This is a genomic window from Thauera sp. DNT-1, from assembly GCF_055393985.1.
Window position 1 is genome coordinate 1,085,223 of sequence record NZ_AP043752.1, and the last position, 14,642, is coordinate 1,099,864.

14 protein-coding genes are annotated in these 14,642 nt (G+C 67.2%); 9 read left to right on the top strand and 5 right to left on the bottom strand.

The window, feature by feature from the left end:
- Positions 1 to 16: 16 nt before the first annotated feature.
- The 3 genes from ppsR to msrB all read left to right on the top strand — a co-directional run bounded on the left by ppsR (position 17) and on the right by msrB (position 2,545).
- Positions 17 to 850: a posphoenolpyruvate synthetase regulatory kinase/phosphorylase PpsR gene (gene ppsR, locus ACZ5PP_RS05050; RefSeq protein ID WP_004298619.1), complete on the top strand. Its 834-nt coding sequence runs from the start codon at positions 17 to 19 to the stop codon at positions 848 to 850.
- A 106-nt stretch (positions 851 to 956) separates the two neighbouring features.
- The gene (locus ACZ5PP_RS05055; protein WP_004298621.1) at positions 957 to 2,126 is read left to right on the top strand and encodes a DUF2863 family protein; all 1,170 of its coding nucleotides are present in this window, start codon (positions 957 to 959) and stop codon (positions 2,124 to 2,126) included.
- 17 nt (positions 2,127 to 2,143) lie between these two features.
- A complete protein-coding gene (gene msrB / locus ACZ5PP_RS05060) occupies positions 2,144 to 2,545 on the top strand; it encodes a peptide-methionine (R)-S-oxide reductase MsrB (RefSeq protein ID WP_004298623.1) in 402 nt (133 codons plus the stop codon).
- A gap of 233 nt (positions 2,546 to 2,778) precedes the next feature.
- Here the strand turns inward: msrB and ACZ5PP_RS05065 are convergent, their stop codons facing one another.
- The 4 genes from ACZ5PP_RS05065 to ACZ5PP_RS05080 form a co-directional block, all read right to left on the bottom strand.
- Positions 2,779 to 3,960 (bottom strand): acetyl-CoA C-acyltransferase family protein, encoded by a 1,182-nt coding sequence (locus ACZ5PP_RS05065; RefSeq protein ID WP_004298625.1) that lies wholly within the window; start codon positions 3,958 to 3,960, stop codon positions 2,779 to 2,781.
- 29 nt (positions 3,961 to 3,989) lie between these two features.
- Positions 3,990 to 4,913, bottom strand: coding sequence for a CobD/CbiB family protein (locus ACZ5PP_RS05070; protein WP_012585597.1), 924 nt, complete (start codon positions 4,911 to 4,913; stop codon positions 3,990 to 3,992).
- Between the two features lie 112 nt (positions 4,914 to 5,025).
- Positions 5,026 to 5,649 carry a CoA pyrophosphatase gene (locus ACZ5PP_RS05075; protein ID WP_004298629.1) on the bottom strand — a complete coding sequence of 208 codons (624 nt, stop codon included), beginning with the start codon at positions 5,647 to 5,649 and terminating at the stop codon, positions 5,026 to 5,028.
- A gap of 8 nt (positions 5,650 to 5,657) precedes the next feature.
- Positions 5,658 to 6,308, bottom strand: a complete 651-nt coding sequence (locus tag ACZ5PP_RS05080) for a retropepsin-like aspartic protease family protein (protein WP_012585598.1) — start codon at positions 6,306 to 6,308, stop codon at positions 5,658 to 5,660.
- A 224-nt stretch (positions 6,309 to 6,532) separates the two neighbouring features.
- Here ACZ5PP_RS05080 and ACZ5PP_RS05085 point away from each other — a divergent pair, with 224 nt between their 5' ends.
- From ACZ5PP_RS05085 to ACZ5PP_RS05110, 6 genes are all read left to right on the top strand, one after another.
- Positions 6,533 to 6,961 carry a type IV pilin protein gene (locus tag ACZ5PP_RS05085; protein ID WP_012585599.1) on the top strand — a complete coding sequence of 143 codons (429 nt, stop codon included), beginning with the start codon at positions 6,533 to 6,535 and terminating at the stop codon, positions 6,959 to 6,961.
- The gene (locus ACZ5PP_RS05090) at positions 6,958 to 7,494 is read left to right on the top strand and encodes a GspH/FimT family pseudopilin (protein WP_004298635.1); all 537 of its coding nucleotides are present in this window, start codon (positions 6,958 to 6,960) and stop codon (positions 7,492 to 7,494) included. The genes ACZ5PP_RS05085 and ACZ5PP_RS05090 overlap by 4 nt, the downstream gene beginning before the upstream one ends.
- 11 nt (positions 7,495 to 7,505) lie before the next feature.
- Positions 7,506 to 7,988, top strand: a complete 483-nt coding sequence (locus tag ACZ5PP_RS05095) for a type IV pilus modification PilV family protein (protein ID WP_012585600.1) — start codon at positions 7,506 to 7,508, stop codon at positions 7,986 to 7,988.
- A gap of 100 nt (positions 7,989 to 8,088) precedes the next feature.
- The gene (locus tag ACZ5PP_RS05100) at positions 8,089 to 9,123 is read left to right on the top strand and encodes a PilW family protein (protein ID WP_464826825.1); all 1,035 of its coding nucleotides are present in this window, start codon (positions 8,089 to 8,091) and stop codon (positions 9,121 to 9,123) included.
- Positions 9,123 to 9,749 (top strand): pilus assembly PilX family protein, encoded by a 627-nt coding sequence (locus ACZ5PP_RS05105; protein ID WP_464826826.1) that lies wholly within the window; start codon positions 9,123 to 9,125, stop codon positions 9,747 to 9,749. The genes ACZ5PP_RS05100 and ACZ5PP_RS05105 overlap by 1 nt, the downstream gene beginning before the upstream one ends.
- A 32-nt stretch (positions 9,750 to 9,781) precedes the next feature.
- Entirely contained in the window at positions 9,782 to 13,351 is a 3,570-nt protein-coding gene (locus ACZ5PP_RS05110; protein ID WP_464826827.1) for a pilus assembly protein, read from the top strand.
- Positions 13,352 to 13,423: 72 nt separating this feature from the next.
- Here the strand turns inward: ACZ5PP_RS05110 and ACZ5PP_RS05115 are convergent, their stop codons facing one another.
- Positions 13,424 to 14,518, bottom strand: coding sequence for a PEP-CTERM sorting domain-containing protein (locus ACZ5PP_RS05115; RefSeq protein WP_043746097.1), 1,095 nt, complete (start codon positions 14,516 to 14,518; stop codon positions 13,424 to 13,426).
- Between the last annotated feature and the right edge of the window lie 124 nt (positions 14,519 to 14,642).

Sequence of the window (14,642 nt, forward strand, 5' to 3'; positions counted from 1 at the left end):
CGCAAGGTCCGAAATCATGAACGACATCGCCCGCCGCACCGTCTTCTTCGTCTCCGACGGCACCGGCATTACCGCCGAAACCCTTGGCCACAGCCTGTTGGCGCAGTTTCCCGAGGCGCGCTTCCGCCAGGTGCGCGCCCCTTTCATCGACGACATCGACAAGGCGATCGACTGCGCGACGCAGATCCGCGAAGCCGCGGCCGCGGACGGCGTGCGCCCGATCGTGTTCAGCACCCTGGTCAATCAGGCCACCGTTGATGCACTGCACAAATCCGACGCCCTCTTCCTCGACCTCTTCGAGCGCTTCATCGGCCCGCTCGAGGCCGAACTCGGCCAGCGCTCCACGCATGCGGTGGGCCGCTTCCACGGCATCGCCGACAGCCTCAACTACAAGTACCGCATCGAGGCGATCAACTTCGCCATGGCGCACGACGACGGCATCTCCAGCGAGGGCGAGCTCGCCGAGGCCGACGTGATCCTGGTCGGCGTGTCGCGCTCGGGCAAGACCCCCACCAGCCTCTACCTGGCGATGCAGTTCGGCGTCAAGGCGGCCAACTACCCGCTGATCCCCGAGGACTTCGAGCGCAACAAGCTTCCCGGCGAGCTGCACAAGTACCGCACCAAGCTCTTCGGCCTCACCATCGCCCCCGAGCGCCTGTCGCAGATCCGCCAGGAACGCCGCCCCAACAGCCGCTACGCCTCGCTGGAGAACTGCCGCTACGAGATCGACGCCGCGCACAAGCTGATGCGCCGCGAGAACATCCGCTGCCTCGACTCGACCACCAAGTCGATCGAGGAGATCTCCGCCACCATCCTGCAGACCATCCGGGTCGACCGCCCCGGTTTCTGAGCGCGCGCCGGGCGCTTCGACCGGCGTTTTCCCGCGGCATTGGTAGAATACGCGGTCATGCGTGCCGCCCAAGCCGGCACCCCGAACAGCGCAACAGGAACCCGACATGAAAAGAACGCGCCTCAAGCGCCGCGGCGGTCTCGGCCGCACTGCCGAACAACTCGTCTGGCTCGCCGGCGGGCTGGCCCAGTCCGGCAGCCGGATCGAGGACCACTACTGGGAGACGCAGCTCGCCAGGCTGATCGACGAGACCCTGACCGACAACGACGAGGAAGTGCTCAACGCCGCGCTCGACCACCTCTACAGCGCCGACGCGCGCGCCTACGACGAGCTCGCCGACAACATCGAGTCGCGCGCCGAATGCGCCGCCGGCAGCCTCGCCGAGCACGACGTCGTGCTGATCGCCGCGCCGGTGCTGGCCTGGTCGCGCTACCGCATCCCCGCCGCCAACATCCCGCCCGCAGTGCTCGCCAACCTGCGCGTGCACCTGCAGGCCCACGTGCTCGCCAAGGGGGCCAAGCTGTCGGTGGCCGACTTCCTCTTCAGCCCCGACCAGCTGCCCCAGGGCTACTGCGCCACCGCGGAGTTCGCCAAGGTGATCTGCGGTGCGGCGGCCGACAACCTCGACCTGCACATCGACACCGATGGCATGCCGGAGACCGCGCAGTTCCTCTCCGACACCCGCTACCTGCTCGCCGCGGTGGCCGTGCCGCGCGGCGCCGCGCTGTTCCGCTGGCAGGAGCCGGACGGCACCCGCGACGGCGCGCTCGAGCAGTGGCGCGCCCAGGGTGGCGCCTGCCTGACCCCGCTGCTGCCCGGCTGCGCGGTCGACCTCGTGCTGCCCGACTCCTACTTCGCCGCCAGCCGCGCCGCCGACAAGGACAGCCGGCCCTACTCGGTGCGCGCCTCGGTCGCCTTCCTCGCCACCACGCTGGAAACACCTGCCGCCAACCTGCGCGCGGTGGTCGCGCCGTTCTGGGAGCGCACTCTCGAGGAATACCGCATCGGCTTCACCGTGCGCGGCCGCGACGAGGTCGTGCACGGGGTGGTGTGGCCGCTGTTGGGGGCCGAGGACGAGACCACCGACTGCGTCGCGCAGATCGAAACCGTATTGCGCGAATCCGGTCTCACCGACGTCGTGGCGCTCGAGCACCACTTCCCGCTCGAGTACTGCGACGATTGCGGCGCCCCGCTCTACCCCTCGCCCGAGGGCGAGGTCGTGCATGCCGAGATGCCCGAGGAACAGGGCGTGCAGGCGCCGCGCCACCTCCACTGATCCCGCACGAGGTTCCCATGGCCCGCGAAGTCGACAAACCCGACGCCGAATGGCGCCGCCAGCTCTCCGACCTGCAGTACCGCGTCACCCGCGAGAAAGGCACCGAACGTGCCTTCACCGGCGAATACTGGGACGTCTGGGACAAGGGCGCCTACAACTGCGTGTGCTGCGGTGCCCCGCTCTTCCGCTCCGAGCACAAGTTCGACGCCGGCTGCGGCTGGCCGAGCTTCTGGACCGCAGCCGAGCCCGACAACGTCGAGACCGCGGTAGACCGCAGCCACTTCATGGTCCGCACCGAGGTCCTTTGCCACCAGTGCGGCGCACACCTCGGCCACGTCTTCGAGGACGGCCCGCAGCCCACCGGGCTGCGCTACTGCATCAACTCGGCGTCGGTGCGCCTGGAGAAGGAGTCGGACTGAAGATCGCGACTCGCGTCGCTCCCACAAAACCCGCACAGCTCCGCAGCCCCCCGGAGGAGCAACACAAGTCGCGATCGAGGCCCCCCGTAGGAGCGACGCAAGTCGCGATCGAGACCCCCAGACCGCCCCGTAGGAGCGACGCAAGTCGCGATTGCCAGTTCAGCGCGCCCGAAACGAAAAAACCCGCGCCAGCCTCTCGGCCGCGCGGGTTTTTCTTGCGACGAGGACGACGCTTACACGCGTTCCCACACCGTGGTGATGCCCTGGCCGCCGCCGATGCACATGGTGGCGACGCCATAGCGGCCGTTGGTGCGGATCAGCTCGTGCAGCAGCTTGGTGATGATCACCGAGCCGGTCGCGCCGACAGGGTGGCCGAGCGAGATCGCGCCGCCGTTCGGGTTGACCTTGGCGGTGTCGAGGCCGAGACCGCGGTTCACCGTGATCGACTGCGCGGCGAAGGCTTCGTTGGACTCGATCACGTCGATCTGGTCGAGCTTCAGGCCGGCACGCTGCAGCGCGAGCTTGGTGGCGGGGATCGGACCTTCGCCCATCACGTCGTTGGGCACGCCGGCGATCGCGTAGGACACCAGGCGCGCGATCGGCTTGTGGCCGCCCGCAGCCGCCTTGGCGGCATCGGCCAGCACCAGGAAGGCGGCGGCGTCGTTGATGCCCGAGGCGTTGCCGGCGGTGACCGAACCATCCTTCTTGAACGCCGGCTTCATCTTGCCCAGCGCTTCCATGGTGGTCATGCGCGGATGCTCGTCGGTGTCGAACACGACGGTGCCCTTGCGGGTCTCGAAGGTGATCGGCACGATCTGGCCCTTGAAGCGGCCCTCGGCGATCGCCGCGGCGGCGCGCTTCTGCGACTCGAGCGCGAAGGCATCCTGCTCTTCACGGGTGATGCCGTGCTTGGTGCACAGGTTTTCGGCGGTGATGCCCATGTGGCCGACGCCGAACGGGTCGGTCAGCACGGCGACCATCGAGTCGATCGCCTTGGTGTCGCCCATGCGCGCACCGCTGCGCAGGGCGGGCAGCAGGTAGGTACCGCGCGACATCACTTCGACGCCGCCGCCGATGGCGAAGTCGGCATCGCCCAGCATGATGGCTTGGGCCGAGCTGACGATGGCCTGCTGCGCCGAGCCGCACAGACGGCTGACCTGGAAGGCGACCGAATCCATCGACATGCCGGCGTTGATCGTGGCCACGCGCGAGACGTAGGCATAGCGGGAATCGGTCGGGATGCAGTGGCCGACGGATGCGAACGAAACCGCCTTCGGGTCCACACCCGCGCGGGCGATCGCTTCCTTGATCACCACCGCGCCGAGATCGGACGGCTCCATGTCCTTCAGCGAGCCACCGAAACCACCCACGGCGGAACGAACAGCGCTCAGAACGACGACTTCACGATTTGCCATAACCCACTCCCTTGTTGAGATTAGACTTGTCACCGCCCCACCCAGCCCGCAGCCGCGAGCAGGAAGAGCAGGAACAGACACACGAACAGAGCCCGCCATAGCAGGCTCACCGTGTTTTGCATGTGATCGACGCCTGCCTCGCTCCCCAGCCCCAGTTCGGGCCGATCCACGATGCCCCCGGCCACATGGACCGGCATGCCGAGCCGCACGCCCAGCGCGCCACCACCACTAGCGATAAGTATAGCCGACGACCTCTCCGGCCACAGCACCGCCTGCGAGCGCCAGCAGTAGATCGCATCCTCGAAATTGCCCATGATGGAAAAAACGATCGCGGTGATCCGCGCAGGCAGCCACTCGATCGCCTCGCGCGCGCGCAGCGCGAAGCCGCCGAAGCCCGCGTCGCCCCCATCCGGGCGCCCCCACTCCTCGGCCAGCAGTCCGGCGAGCCGGTACATCACCGCGCCGCTCGGGCCGGGTAGCAGCACGAACCAGAACATCACGCCGAACAGCCGGCGGTGCGAGACGACCAGCGCCTCCTCGATCGCGAGGCGGGCGATCTCGCTCGCGGAGGCCCCCTCGTGGCGGGTCCCCCGCCAATCCTCGAGCAGGCTGCGCGCGCCCTCGGGCTCGCCGAGGCGAAGCGCCATGTGGATGGCCGAGAAGAAGCGGGTGTCGTGGCGGAAGCCGATGCAGAGGTAGAGCGCCACCACGTTGAACAGGAAGGCCAGCGCGGGATGCATCTCCCACAGCAGCCAGAAGGCGAGCGCGCTCGCGAACCCGGCGGCGGGAACCAGCAGGAGCCACGCGAGCCGTCCCTGCGCCGCCGAGCCGCCCTCGAAGCGCCCTCGCATTCCGCAGACCACGCCGCGCACCCCGCGCACCGTCCACCCGCGCGCCGGCAGCGGACGCAACTGTTCGAGGACGAGCGCAAGGATCAAGGAAAAGAAGGTCATTCAGGCAGGACGTCGCGGGCCGAAAAGGCCCCGGGCACAGAGCCGAGTCATCGGTGCGGCAAGATATCACAAAGGCAAGCGCGCGCCGCCTGCCGGAAACCCTTGGCCGCGCTCAGCCTTCCTCGTTCAGCAGGCGATACAGCGACATCAGGATCCCCGCGGTCGCACCCCAGATGAAATAGCCGTGCCAGGGCATGGCGTGGAAGCGTCGCATCCGCCCCTCGTGCAGGATGCTGTGCTCCTGATGGTTGCGCGGATCGAGGAAGTGCGCGAGCGGCACCTCGAAGGCCTCCGCGACCTCGAAGGCGTCGAGCGTGAGTTCGAGCGGCGGATGCACCACGCCGACCACCGGGGTCACCCTGAAGCCGGTACCGGTGAAGTAGTCGGGCAGCGCGCCGATCAGCTCGACGTGACGGCGGGCGAGCCCGATCTCCTCTTCCGTCTCGCGCAGCGCGGCATGCACCGGCGAGGGGTCGTCGTCCTCGAGGCGGCCGCCGGGAAAGCTGATCTCGCCCGGATGATGGTGCAGGTGGTCGGTGCGCCGGGTGAGCAGCACCGACGGCACCTCGTCGCGCACCACGAGCGGCACCAGCACCGCCGCCGGCTTGGGCGGGCGCGAGCGCGCGAGGTCGCGGCCGTCGCCGTTGAACCCGCCGTCCCGGTGCGGGCCCGCGGCCAGCCGGCGGCGGATCTGTTCCAGAGGGGGAAGACCATGCGGTCCGCTAGCAGGATTCACGCGACGCCTCAGTAACGTTTCTTGAGCAGCAGGCGGTCGCCCTCGCGCCGCCAGTCCATTCGATTGAGGAAACTCATGCCGAGCAGCACCACGGGCAGGTCTGTCTCGTGCACCGCCGCATCGACCCCGAGCATGCGCACGCCGCCGAGCTCCACCGCGTCCAGCCTCACCTTCCAGATCGTCGCCAGCCCGTTCGCGGTCGCGCTCTGGCCCATCGTGCCGGCGCGGTAGTCGATGCCAAGCCGCAGCGCATCGCTGCGCCCCATCGCCACCAGGGTGGCGCCGGTGTCGACCAGGGCATTGACCGCCACGCCGTTGATGCGCGCGCCGGTAAAGAAGTGCCCGCCCCCGTCGGCCTGCAGACTGATCTCGCTCGCCGCGGTTCCCGCGCTGCTCGCCACCTGCTCGCCCAGGCGCGCGACGAAGACACGGCCGTCGTGCTCCAGCGTGGCCGCCTCGCTCGTCGCCGCCCGCAGCACGATGCCCTCGCGCGTGCGTGCGCCCACCTTCACGGTCTGCGGCGCGCCGCCATCGACCACCAGCACCGCCCGGCCCGCGAACAGCCCGGCCACCGCCACGTCGGCAGCGTACGCCGCCCCCGCGCCCAAGCCCGCCGCGATGGCCAGCACGCCGACCGAAGCCGCCTTCCATCCGTCCATCCCGTCCTTCCTCCGCATCGCGCCGATCTCCCTCCCCGTTGCCGATCCGCCAAGCGGGCCCGCCCGCGCTGCGCACCGCCCGCCGATCATCCTCCGAGCCCCCGCCGTTCGTCCACCCGCGACGGCGGCATTCTGCGTGGCGCCATAGAATCCGTCACGAACACCCCGGCGGCAAAGTCCGACAATGCAATCGAGACTGTGCACCATCCGACACGGAGCCCCCCTTGAAACACGCCTCCCGCACCCGCGGCTTCACGCTGATCGAACTGATGATCGTGGTCGCCATCATCGGCATCCTCGCCTCGATCGCCCTGCCCGCCTACTCCGACTACATCCGCCGCTCGAAGATCGTCGAGGCGACCTCGGTGCTGTCCGACCTGCGCGTGCGCATGGAGCAGTTCTACCAGGACAACCGCAGCTACGTGTCGACCGGCACCACCTGCGGCGTCGCCATGCCCACACAGCAGTTCTTCACGATGAGTTGCACCGGCACCAGCACTACCTACACGCTGACCGCGACCGGCAAGTCCGGCACGGACGTGGCAGGGTTCACGTACACGCTGAACCAGCAAAACGTCCGCGCGACAACCGGCGGCAGCTTCGGCACCAGCACGACCTGCTGGGTCGGCAAGAGGGGAGGCGGCTGTCTATGAGGACGCCGATCCAGCGCGGTTTCGGCCTGGTCGAGGCCATGGTGACGATCGCAGTCTTAGCGATCCTGCTCGCGGTCGCCGTACCCAGCTTCCAGCAGATGATCGTCAACGGCCGCACCCGCACCATCGCCGAATCCTTCCGCGCCGGTGTGGATCTGGCCCGTACCGAGGCGATGCGGCGCAATCTGCCGGTCGGGTTCGCCGTCGTCTCAGCCGTCACCGGCTGCAGCGCCGACACCACCGGCACGAACTGGGTGGTCTTCTTGGGCACGACCTGCAACAACGACGCGACGGTGGTGCAAAGGTTCGTCGCCGGGGGTAGTGAGGCGGGCGTCACGGTCAGCACCTCGAGGGGCACGCTCATCTTCAACGGGATCGGCATGAGTGTGGGCGGAGCCACGGCCACCATCGACTTCGGCAACAATCTCCCCTCCGCACAACGACGTACGCTCCGCCTGGGCGTCAGCGCGGGCGGCCAGACCCGCCTGTGCGAGCCCGGCATCACCGCCAGCGGCGACCCGCGTGCCTGTTGAGGAGGCCAGCCATGAAGCGCACCGTGAGACTCCCCATCCAGCCCGGCCGCTCCAAGGCCTGCGCGGGCAGCCGTCCGCAGCGCGGCGCCAGCCTGCTCGAGGTGCTGATTGCCCTGCTGATCTTCTCCTTCGGCGTGCTCGGCATCGTCGGCCTGCAAGCCAGCATGAACATCCGCAGCACCGAGGCCCGGCAGCGCGCCGAGGCAGCGCTGCTGGCCGACGAGATCATCGGTCGCATGTGGCTGGCGCCTGCGATCAGGCGTGAGGATTTTGTCTATCGGTCCGACGCCGACTGCACTGCGACCGCGACGACACCGCCAGACATCCTGTCGTCCTGGTTGAACAAGCTGCGGGCGACCATCCCCGGCGCCCAGGTGGTCATCGGCCACGACGAGACCACTGGCGAGACCCGGCTCACCATCTGCTGGCCGCGCCCGCAGACCAACGAATGGAGCAACCATGTCGTCCGCGCCCGCATCAATTCCAACAACTGAAGCCGCGCGGCCGGCACCCGGGCGCGCAAGCGCCGGCAGATGGCGCCGCGCTCCAAGGCTACGCACGCGCGGCATCGGCCTGGTCGAGCTGATGGTCGGCATGACCATCGGCCTGATCGCGCTGCTCGTCATGGTGCAAACCTTCTCGGCAAGCAATGCACACAAGGCCAACACGGTCAGCGGCGCCGACGCGACGACGGCCGGCCAGGTGGCCATGACGCTGCTGGAACGCGATCTGCTGAACGCGGGCGCCGGCTTGATCGGCACGGGCTGCAGAACGATCAAGTATCTCAAGCCCGGCACCAGCGGAGCACAGGAGATGAATGGCATGCCGGTCACGATCGTGGCGGATCCGGGCGCGCCGAGCGCCCTGGCCTCGCGCAGCGATCGCATCACGATCCGCTACGCGAGTTCGGGAGAGGCCTCGATCGCCAAGGCCACCCTCACCGAATCCATGCCCAGCCCCTCGTCCACAATGTTCGCGAACATCGGGATGGGGTTTTCCGAGGACGATCTGATCGTGCTCAACGACGCGGAAGGCCACTGCGCGATCCAGCAGCTCACCCAGGACCCCGGCTCGGTCGGGCGCGGAGGCGGTGCATGGCGGTTCCAGATCAACCCGAGCAGTCCGTATAACGATCCGGGCGACTCGGCCGGCCTGTTCCCCTCCGACGGTTACCAGTCGGGGACCGGCACGATCCGCTCGCTCGGCCCGGGCGGCATCGCCGAGACGGTCTATCGCCTGCAGTCGCGCGGCAGCAGCACCGCGCCACCCGACACCGACCTGGCGACCTCGCGCGCCGACATGGCGAGCACCACGGCCGCGCAGACGCTCGTGCGCGACGTCGTCGCCCTGCGGGCCCAGTACGGCTGGTGGAACAGGACGACCAACACCGTGAGCTTCAGTTCGACGATCCCCACCGGAGCCGGGGCGGCGGATCTGGTCGCCGTGCGCGTGGGCGTCCTGGTGCGCGCGAGCCAGCGCGACGCCAGCTACACCGCGCCCGAGACCTTCAGCTTCTTCGAATACGACACGCCGGTCCAGATCACCCTGGGCAGCGCGGAGCGCAACTACCGTTATCGGAGCTACGAAACCGTGGTTCCGTTGAGGAATGCCTTATGGAACCGCGAGTGATGCACGGTGAACGCCGCCAGCGCGGCACCGCGCTTTTCATGGCGCTGATCATGCTCGTGGCGATGAGCATCGCCGCGGTCTCGCTCGTGCGCAGCGTAGACACCACGGTCACGATCGCCGGCAACCTCGCCTTCCAGCAGGCGGCACTGCAGGCCTCCGACTTCGGCGTCGAAGCCGCCGCGCACGACCTCGACACCAAGCCGCGCGAGAGCCAGTGGAAGGTCGGCGGGACCTGTCGGCTGACGAGCGCCGAACCCACGGTCTCGAACTATTTCCCGACCATGTTCGCCACGGCGAGCACGATGGGCAGCCCGACCATCGGTGGGCGCAGCTACACGATTCCGGGGGTCCCCACGCTCGACTGGGACAAGGTCGCCTGCATCGAAGACTCCCGGATCCCCGATGGATACCGGGTGCAGTACGTGATCGACCGCATGTGCACCGGCACGCTGCCGATCGCCAACCGTGCCGAATCCTGCGTTTCGGACAACCCCGAGGAAGGCGGATCCCGCCGTGCCGGTTCGCCACGCATCACCGGCGCCTCGTCGATCCGTTACCGGCTGACCGTCCGCGTCACCGGCCCGAACAATGCGCAGTCCTTCGTGCAGGTCGTGCTGCGCGACTGATGGACTCCTCGCCCTTAACCGGAGAACGCGTCGTGAACAACGCACACCCCGCCTTCCGGCCGCTTGCCCGGCACACCCGCCTCGCGCTGCTCGCAGCCGGCCTGCTCGCCGCCCAGATTGGCTTCGCCGCCCAGACCGAGATTTCCGAGGTCCCTCCCGAATCGAAGATCACGGTGCCGGCGAACGTGATGTTCACGCTCGACGACTCCGGCTCGATGTACTGGGAGAGCATCCCCGATTCACATGGTTTTCGGGACGGCATCTATCTCTTTCCGCGCCCGGCGAACGTCTACGATTGGCGCACCGGCGCCACCGACTATCCGGCCAACCCGGTCTCCACGGATCTCGACGACCCCAATGCGCGCTTCTATCGTTCGTACGCCGGAAACCCCCTGTATTACAACCCGGAAAAAACCTACAAGCCCTGGAGCAACAGCGACGGCAGCCTGTGGCCGAACGCGGAGCCGACCCGGGCCTGGCTGAATCCGGGTCATCCGAACAGGGACGACTACACCCTGGACCTCACGCAGAACCTGCTCTGGCGGCCACCACCGGACAACTCCAACGTTGCAGAGGCCACGATCTATCCTGCGACCTATTTCGTCTACACCGGCCCGGCCCCTCTGGTCCGCACCGACACGACCACGACGAACACGCCAGGCAACTTCGCCCGGGTGCAGATCGGCCTCACCACCTTACCCCCCCGCAGTCCCAAGCGTACCGACTGTGCCGGCGATCCCTGCAGCTACGCGGAGGAAATCAAGAACTTCGCCAACTGGTTCTCCTACCACCGCTCCCGCCACCTCGCCGCACGCGCGGCGATCGGCAAGGCCTTTTCCGAACAGAAGGACAACCTGCGTGTCGGCTACGCGACGATCAACCGAACCACCGAGACGGACATCGACGGCTTCACGACCAAGCGGGTCGTGCGCGGCCTGCGCCTGTTCAAGGACGAGGAGGCCGCCGACAAGCGCTGGCGCACCCAGTTCTTCGACTGGCTCTACAAGGACCCGATGCCGCGCTTCTTGACCACGCCGCTGCGCACCGCGATGGACGATGTCGGCAACTACTTCACGAGCGCGCCGCCCTGGCGTGCGAAGGTCGAGGACTCTACCAGCGCGGCCTTGAGCTGCCAGCGCAGCCACCACATCCTGATGACCGACGGCTACTACGACAACGACGGAGACAGCGCACGCGCGTCCATCTCGGGATCGAACGTCGACAACCTCGAAGGCGACGAGCACACGAGCGAGGACGGCACCAGGAGCTTTAGCTACCTGCCGGCCGCCCCGTACAAGGACGACTACACCAATACCCTCGCCGACGTGGCGATGTACTACTGGAAGACCGACCTGCGCCCGGGCCTCGCCAACGGCATTCCCGATGACGATCGGAACCCGGCCTTCTGGCAGCATCTCTCCACCTACACCATCGGCTTCGGCATCACCGGCATGCTCTCGGAAAGCGACATCGTCGCGCTGTTCGCGGGCCGCCTGAACTCGGTGTCCTGGCTGAACCCGACCACCGGAGGGAACACCGACCGTGCGAAGGGCGACGACCTCGTGCACGCGGCACTCAATGGCCGCGGAGAATTCTTCCGCGCCGACGATCCGGAGCTCTTCGCCCAGCGCATGAGCAAGGTGCTCGAATCGCTCGCCAACAATCCGAGCGGCGCCGCAGCCGCGGCGGTGACCAAGCCCTACATCGATATCGCGAACAATTTCACCTACGAGACCAGCTATAAGGCCGCGCAGCGGATGGGCGACATCAAGGCCTACAAGTTGCACCTGGAGACCGGGCAGCCCGACCGTAACGAACCGGCCTGGACAAAACCCTGCCCGACCGATGCGAGCAGGACCTGCGCCAAAGGGGTCGCCGAAATGCTCGAGACGCGCACCGCGGACTCGCGCCAGATCGCCACCTTCAACGGCAGCAGCGGGGTGGACTTCACCAGCAGCGGCCTCGGCACCACGCTCGTCGGTCAGCTTCAGTCCCCGGCCGGGGCTGGCAATGGTGCGCAGGTGCTCGCCTACCTGCGCGGCGACCGCAGCCAGGAGTCGACGAGCTTGCGTCGCCGGCTGCAGCTCCTCGGTCCGATCATCCACAGCGAACCGGTCCTGGTGCGCGAGCCCGACCGCTCCTATGCCGACGCCGGCTACGCGAGCTTCCGCTCGAGCACCGCGGGACGCACCCGCATGCTTTACGTCGGCGCCAACGACGGCATGATGCATGCATTCGACGCCTCCACGGGCGCGGAGAAGTGGGCCTACGTCCCGAAGGCCGTGTTTCCGCGGCTGCCCGGACTGGCCTCGCCCAACGGACTGTTCGAGGCCACGGTTGACGGCTATCTCACCGAAGGCGATGTGGATTTCGGCTTCACCGGGGGAACGCGGGGCACCGCCGACTGGCGCACCTTGCTGGTGGGTGGCCTCGGCCGTGGCGGCAAGGGCTTCTATGCACTCGACATCACCTCCCCCGAAGTGACCGAGTCCAGCCCGCTCACGGCGAAGGTGCTGTGGGAATTCAGCGGCGACGCCGATCTCGGCCTCGCCTTCTCGCGGCCGATCATCGTCAAGCACGAGGTAGTCACGACCGACAACCGGGGTAACGAGACGCGCTCGGGCCAGGGGTGGGTCGTGCTCGTCAGCTCGGGCTACAACAACTCGAGTGGCGACGGCAGAGGCTACCTGTATGTTCTCAACGCCAAGACCGGTGCGCTCATCAAGAAGCTCTCCACGGGCGTCGGCAGCGCCAGCGACCCGAGCGGGCTCGGCCAGCTCAGCGCCTGGGTGCACAACGCCGACGTCAATAATGGCGTGCAGTGGGTCTACGGTGGGGACCTGAAGGGGAACCTGTGGCGCTTCGACCTGAGCGCAACCAACCCCGACGCCTGGTCGACAAGCAAACTTGCGGTCCTCACCGACGCCAGCGGCAACGTCCAGCCCATCACCGCGGCGCCCGAACTCACCCGCGTCAAGGCCGGCAACGATTTCCGCAACCTGGTCGTGGTGGGCACGGGGCGCTACCTTGGAGAGAAGGACGTCCCCGGTACCACGGTCTCCGCGGCCGACGCGGCCCAGGTCCAGACGTTCTACGTCATCGAAGATCGCATCGACCGCGGCGGCAGCACCGTCGTGCGCGCAGACCTGACGCCTCGGACCCTCGCCGCGGAGACCGACGGCACGCGCACCCTGTCCGATGCAGCGGACATCAACTGGTCTGCGAAGCGCGGGTGGAGGGTGGATCTGAACATCAGCGGCGAACGTGCCACGACCGATCCTGCGATCGCCCACACCACGGTCGCATTCACGACCAACGTCCCGAGCGCGTCCGATCCATGCGTGCCGGGCGGGACGAGCTATCTGTTCCAGTTCGACCTCGCAACCGGGATGGCTCCGATCGGTACAAACGCCCTTCCCTACGTGGGCAAGCGCCTGCGGCCCGGTCTGGCGAGCCGCGTCGTACTGATCGTGACGCCGAACGGCCAGGTCATCGGCCTGATCCGCAAGACCGACGACAGCAGCGAAGCCGAGCCGATCGTGACTTCGGTGTCCGGGGGCGACATTCGCCGGATATCCTGGCGCGAACTGAACTATCGCTGAGACCGGACACGATCACTGGAAACGAGAAAGGCGCCGACGGCGCCTTTCTCGTTTCGGGAACCACCTAAGAAGTCATCGCGCGGCACGCCCGCGCACGGCCAGCCCGAAGAGACCGATACCGAGAAGCGCCAGCACGCCCGGCTCGGGCACCGGATTTCCGTTTCCGTTGTCGACGACGTTGGCAAACACCGTCAGCTCCAACTCGTAGCTGCCGCGACTGGAGGCGAACCCGACATCCTCATCCGACAGCAAGAGCGAGAACATCATCTCGTGGCTGCCAAGCTCGTCCGCCCTGAAGCTCGCCTTGACATTCCGGCCTGTGCCCTGCGCGAGCCCCTCGAACAATTCGAGGTCCGTCATCGACAGCCCGGAACCGCTCTTGGGATTGAATCCATCCAGATCCAGTCCCGCTCCGCCGAGCAAACCAAGGTTGAAGATGTTCAGATCGAGCGTAAATAAGTCGCCGAGCCCGACCTCGATGTTCCCTGACACAGGGAGCCGCCAAGTCGTCGTGGTCTGGTCTCCTTCGAAGGAGGCGATCGCATGAGGAACGTAGCTGTAAGCGAGCTTATGGGTGAACGATCCCGCCGCGTCGGCCGTACGGGAGCTGAGGGATGAGGTCAAAGAGTCGGCCGAACCCGGCGCCGTCGAACTCAGGTCGGCAACAAGCTCGTACGAAGCCGCGCTGTTTCCGGGCGGCTGCCCGGCTTTCGCGACGAAGGCGTCTCCGGCCGCATCACCCGAGGCGATGGTTCGAGAAAGAGTATCGAAATTGCTCAGCGACGGCGTCGGCGTGCTCACCGAACCGATGACCTGGCGATCGAACAGGGACTCGCCGAAGGACGTCCAGCTGACGCGCACCGCACTCGTCCCCGTCGCGCCACCCGTGACTTGCTGCGAGAGCAGCAAGTTCGAAGCGGAGACCGATGCGGTAATCGAGGTCAGCACGCCCGTCGATGCATCGAACTGCTGGAACGAATTCGGGCCGACCGAGCCGCTGGTCGTTATTGCCGTGCTAACCGCGCCGTCCATCACGGACGAGTCGGTCACTGCATAACTTCTCTCAGCGATATCGTACGTCCGCACGGAAATCATCGGTGCGGCTTGGACAGCCGACATGCCGATCATGGAAAGCACCAGCGCCATCAGGCGGGGTTGAGGATTCATGTGGTTCTCCCGTTCTATTTGAGCAAGCGGGTATTACATGCTTGCCGACGAGCGTTACCAGCAAAAATCAAGCCAGAAGAAATTTTGCTTAATAATCCGTGACTTAAATTATTACCCCCCCCCC

Bases quoted from the DNA above. Each gene is read 5' to 3' on its own strand.
- ppsR (WP_004298619.1), top strand. From the start codon at position 17: ATGAACGACATCGCCCGCCGCACCGTCTTCTTCGTCTCCGACGGCACC.
- ACZ5PP_RS05055 (WP_004298621.1), top strand. From the start codon at position 957: ATGAAAAGAACGCGCCTCAAGCGCCGCGGCGGTCTCGGCCGCACTGCC.
- msrB (WP_004298623.1), top strand. From the start codon at position 2,144: ATGGCCCGCGAAGTCGACAAACCCGACGCCGAATGGCGCCGCCAGCTC.
- ACZ5PP_RS05065 (WP_004298625.1), bottom strand. From the start codon at position 3,960: ATGGCAAATCGTGAAGTCGTCGTTCTGAGCGCTGTTCGTTCCGCCGTG.
- ACZ5PP_RS05070 (WP_012585597.1), bottom strand. From the start codon at position 4,913: ATGACCTTCTTTTCCTTGATCCTTGCGCTCGTCCTCGAACAGTTGCGT.
- ACZ5PP_RS05080 (WP_012585598.1), bottom strand. From the start codon at position 6,308: ATGGACGGATGGAAGGCGGCTTCGGTCGGCGTGCTGGCCATCGCGGCG.
- ACZ5PP_RS05090 (WP_004298635.1), top strand. From the start codon at position 6,958: ATGAGGACGCCGATCCAGCGCGGTTTCGGCCTGGTCGAGGCCATGGTG.
- ACZ5PP_RS05095 (WP_012585600.1), top strand. From the start codon at position 7,506: ATGAAGCGCACCGTGAGACTCCCCATCCAGCCCGGCCGCTCCAAGGCC.
- ACZ5PP_RS05100 (WP_464826825.1), top strand. From the start codon at position 8,089: ATGACCATCGGCCTGATCGCGCTGCTCGTCATGGTGCAAACCTTCTCG.
- ACZ5PP_RS05105 (WP_464826826.1), top strand. From the start codon at position 9,123: ATGCACGGTGAACGCCGCCAGCGCGGCACCGCGCTTTTCATGGCGCTG.
- ACZ5PP_RS05115 (WP_043746097.1), bottom strand. From the start codon at position 14,518: ATGAATCCTCAACCCCGCCTGATGGCGCTGGTGCTTTCCATGATCGGC.